This is a genomic window from Microcoleus sp. Pol10D4 (assembly GCF_036701555.1).
Taxonomy (GTDB): domain Bacteria; phylum Cyanobacteriota; class Cyanobacteriia; order Cyanobacteriales; family Microcoleaceae; genus Microcoleus.
In genome coordinates, this window is the sequence record NZ_JAUBRA010000152.1 from 1 (window position 1) to 3,387 (window position 3,387).

Consider the following 3,387-nt stretch of genomic DNA (forward strand, 5'->3'; position numbering starts at 1 on the left):
TATCAGCCACCTTTCGACCAGTTTGATAAACTTTATTAAGGATATTTACAGCTACAGATAGTCCCGTTTTAGTGTGAATTTTTTCTCCGAGAACTTTCACTAATTCTAAACTTGTAAAAATTACTCCTTGACAAGCCCTGGTAATATGAGGAAAAAGTCGATGTTCTATCGGATTATATTTAGGACTTGCTGAAGCAGTTGCAAAAGTAAACACTGTATGAGTTGTCTGACCCTAAAAAGGTGGAAGGGTGCAAGAAAAACTGCTAAAATAGATCAAAAGTCGTGCATCACCACCTGCGATCGTGTACAGAAAAGCTGAGCTTGCCCCAAGCCCCCCATCCAAGTTTGAACTGCCATTCGAAGGAAGGTTGTCTGCTGACAACCGTTGGGTAAAAATGGCCCAACTAATCCCGTGGTCAGAGTTTGAATCAGAATATGCTGAAAACTTCCCGACAGTGATGGGCGCACCAGCTAAATCCTTTCGGATGGCGTTGGGAGCATTAATTATTAAAGAAAAACTGGGAATTAGCGATCGGGAAACAGTAGAACAAATCCGCGAAAATCCCTATCTACAATACTTCATCGGTCAATTAAGCTACAGTAACGAGCTGCCATTTGACCCATCATTATTAGTTCACTTTCGACAACGGATTAGTGGGAATTTAATTAACAAAGTGAACGAAGGAATCGCCTGTGAAAATACGAGAAACCGCCGCAGGCAAACCCGAAAAAAAAAGGATTCGGACGCCAAAAATGAGTCACAAAATCGAGTAAAGTTGATCGTAGATGCGACCTGCGGGGAGCGTGTCACTTTTGCGATAAGCATAAATACTCAAGAAAAGTAAAATAGTGGGTTTGAGCCTTTGTTGAGCAAAATAGGCGAGAATAATAGTGTCTTATTAATGGCAACTGAACCATGACCCCAGAACAGCAACAGGCGATTCAAACACATGTAGAAGCTATTTCTGCAATCCTGTATGCGGATTGTGAACCTGAATCGTTAAAGACATTAGAAGATATCGAGCTAGCAGTAAAAGAAAGAGTATTAACTCATGTAACACCACAGATCGGATTTTTTTTATCTACTCAGCTAGCGGGACAAAAGCAGGAAGGGTAAAGAAATTAAAAAGTACATTAGGTGATTTAAGTATCACCGAGAAGCAAGCGGAGCTACTAGGGTGTGGTACGGGAAGCAGATTAAGTCCGCATTTAGAAAACTGCTGTTTAAGACTGAGTGCTAATGCTGCTTATGAAAGTGCATCAAAAGATATTAAATACATAACGGGAGTTACTGTACCATCGAAAACACAACAAAGATTAGTACATTATCAAAAATTTAATAAACCACTAGCAACATTAGATATTACTGAACTAAGTAGGTAGGCGTAAAAAAACCAAATTATGTTAAGATAAGTAAACACTCAAGATTTAATTTACAAAATCAACAAATATGGGCGCACGTTTAAGAGTATTTCTCAATCAAGAAGAAGACCGAACACTATTTGAATTGAGGGCGGCAACAACAGTACCTCAAAAAGTAAAAGATCGAGCACAAATTATTAGATTAAACTCCCAGGGATGTTATGTAGAGGAGATAGCAGCTCATTTTAATTGTAGAGAGCAAACAGTTAGAGAAGTAATTCATCGGTGGGTGAAAATGGGTTTGACAGGATTATGGTCAACCAGAGGTAGAGGGGTCAAACCAAAATGGAAAGAATCAGACATTGTTCATCTAGAAGAATGTCTCAGAAATGAACCACGCAGATATAATAGTCGTCAACTTGCTCAAAAATTAGAACAAGAACGTGGGGTCAAATTAAGTCCTGACAGATTAAGACGTATCCTCAAAAAAAAAAGATTATTTGGAAACGAACCCGACCAAGCCATAAAGACAAGCAAGACCCATTACAACGCTCAATAAAACAGGCAGATCAAGATATGTTGGAGTTGGCATCGGCGGCGGGAGAAATCGATCTGAAATATCTGGATGAATCAGGTTTTTGCTTGTGGAGTCCCACTGGATATACATATTACCCAATAGGAGTGCAAAAACGGTTAGAGCAAACTAAACGAAGGGGGCGAAGACTTAGTATTTTAGGCTTGCTACAGCCGTGTGTCAGTTTCGCATATGGGTTGGCTGTCGGGAGTTTTAGCAGCAAATCATATATCACTATGATGGAAAATGAAGCACAACAAGCTGAGTTGGAAATGAAATTAACTGGACGGATCAGAGTGATAATTCAAGATAATAGTCCCATACACAAATCTCTGGATGTCCAACAAAAATGGTCTCAGTGGGAAAGCCAGGGATTGTATATTTTTTTTTACCTAAATACTGTTCGGAAATGAACAAGATTGAACTGGAATGGCAGCAACTTAAAAATCATGAACTGGTCGGACAAATGTTTGAAGATGAACTAGATATTGCCTACGCAGTAATGGATGGAATTGAAGCGAGAGGGCAACGAGGAAATTATATAACTAATCGCTTTAAATTCAGCTCCAATTCCGCTTGTTAACATTTCTTTACTTACCTTGGTTTTTTTATACCGACCTACTTAAGTGTAGATGGTGGCAAAGCCCGGTTAATCACACCACAAGGAGAAAAATCTGAGTGGAAAGACTATAAAGCAATTGTTTCCGAGGCGGGAATAGTAGCTAGTTTCGACCAAAATAATATGATTATTGATTGGGCAAATCAACAACCACTAGCAAACCCAGTAACTTGTCTAGGTGATGGACATGATGGAGTCTGGAATATATTCAAGGAAATTAGTTGTGAACAGAACAGAAGAGAAATCTTAGATTGGTATCATCTGAATGAAAATCTTCACTTATGTGGGTGGTTCAATTAAGCGGTTAAAGCAAGCCGAAACATATTTATGGCAAGGAAATGTCCCAAGTGCAATAGCACTATTCACAGAGTTAAAGAAAAAATCCGCCATTAACTTCTGTAAGTATTTAGAAAAGCATCAGGAAAGAATTATTAATTATGAAGTTTTCCAGAGAGACGGAATTTGTTCAATTGGCTCTGGCGCAGTAGAATCAGGAATTAAGCAAATAGCTAGACGGATTAAAATATCTGGAGCAAGTTGGAAATCAGAACATGTTGGGCAAGTATTAGCTCATCGATGTGCTTACTTAAACGGCTTAATTGGTAAATCACCCAAAGCTGCTTAAGTATTTATGCTTATCGCAAAAGTGACACGCTCCCGACCTGCGCCCCCGCCGATATTACCTATCCGACCGACTTAGGATTATTAAACCTTGCCAGAGTTCACACCGAAAAAATTATAGATATTCTCTATAAATTGGAGTTTAGACTAAGCAGGTCAAAAAGTACGATCGCTGTGAGACTAGCGAACAGTTCTCAAGAACGGCAACGGT

At 39.2% G+C, this 3,387-nt stretch carries 4 protein-coding genes and 3 pseudogenes; 6 read left to right on the plus strand and 1 reads right to left on the minus strand.

Going from position 1 to position 3,387, the window contains the following annotated elements:
- On the minus strand, nt 1–214 hold a 214-nt coding region (locus tag QUA36_RS30970), incomplete at its 3' end, for an ISAzo13-like element transposase-related protein (protein ID WP_445301473.1).
- Between the two features lie 88 nt (nt 215–302).
- On the opposite strand from QUA36_RS30970, the pseudogene QUA36_RS30975 reads away from it, so the two are divergent.
- The 6 genes and pseudogenes from QUA36_RS30975 to QUA36_RS31000 form a co-directional block, all read left to right on the plus strand.
- A pseudogene (locus QUA36_RS30975) lies at nt 303–684 on the plus strand (transposase); the annotation flags it as partial.
- Between the two features lie 232 nt (nt 685–916).
- Entirely contained in the window at nt 917–1,117 is a 201-nt protein-coding gene (locus tag QUA36_RS30980; RefSeq protein WP_333168715.1) for a hypothetical protein, read from the plus strand.
- A 333-nt stretch (nt 1,118–1,450) separates the two neighbouring features.
- Nucleotides 1,451–1,921 (plus strand): helix-turn-helix domain-containing protein, encoded by a 471-nt coding sequence (locus tag QUA36_RS30985; protein WP_333460137.1) that lies wholly within the window; start codon nt 1,451–1,453, stop codon nt 1,919–1,921.
- 17 nt (nt 1,922–1,938) lie between these two features.
- Nucleotides 1,939–2,519, plus strand: a pseudogene (locus QUA36_RS30990) (IS630 family transposase).
- 301 nt (nt 2,520–2,820) lie between these two features.
- Nucleotides 2,821–3,180, plus strand: a complete 360-nt coding sequence (locus QUA36_RS31525) for a hypothetical protein (RefSeq protein ID WP_333168667.1) — start codon at nt 2,821–2,823, stop codon at nt 3,178–3,180.
- Between the two features lie 35 nt (nt 3,181–3,215).
- Nucleotides 3,216–3,387 (plus strand): annotated as a pseudogene (locus tag QUA36_RS31000) (IS5/IS1182 family transposase); the annotation flags it as partial.

Excerpts from the sequence above, each read along its gene's own strand:
- QUA36_RS30980 (WP_333168715.1), top strand. The coding sequence starts at position 917 with ATGACCCCAGAACAGCAACAGGCGATTCAAACACATGTAGAAGCTATT.
- QUA36_RS30985 (WP_333460137.1), top strand. The coding sequence starts at position 1,451 with ATGGGCGCACGTTTAAGAGTATTTCTCAATCAAGAAGAAGACCGAACA.
- QUA36_RS31525 (WP_333168667.1), top strand. The coding sequence starts at position 2,821 with ATGAAAATCTTCACTTATGTGGGTGGTTCAATTAAGCGGTTAAAGCAA.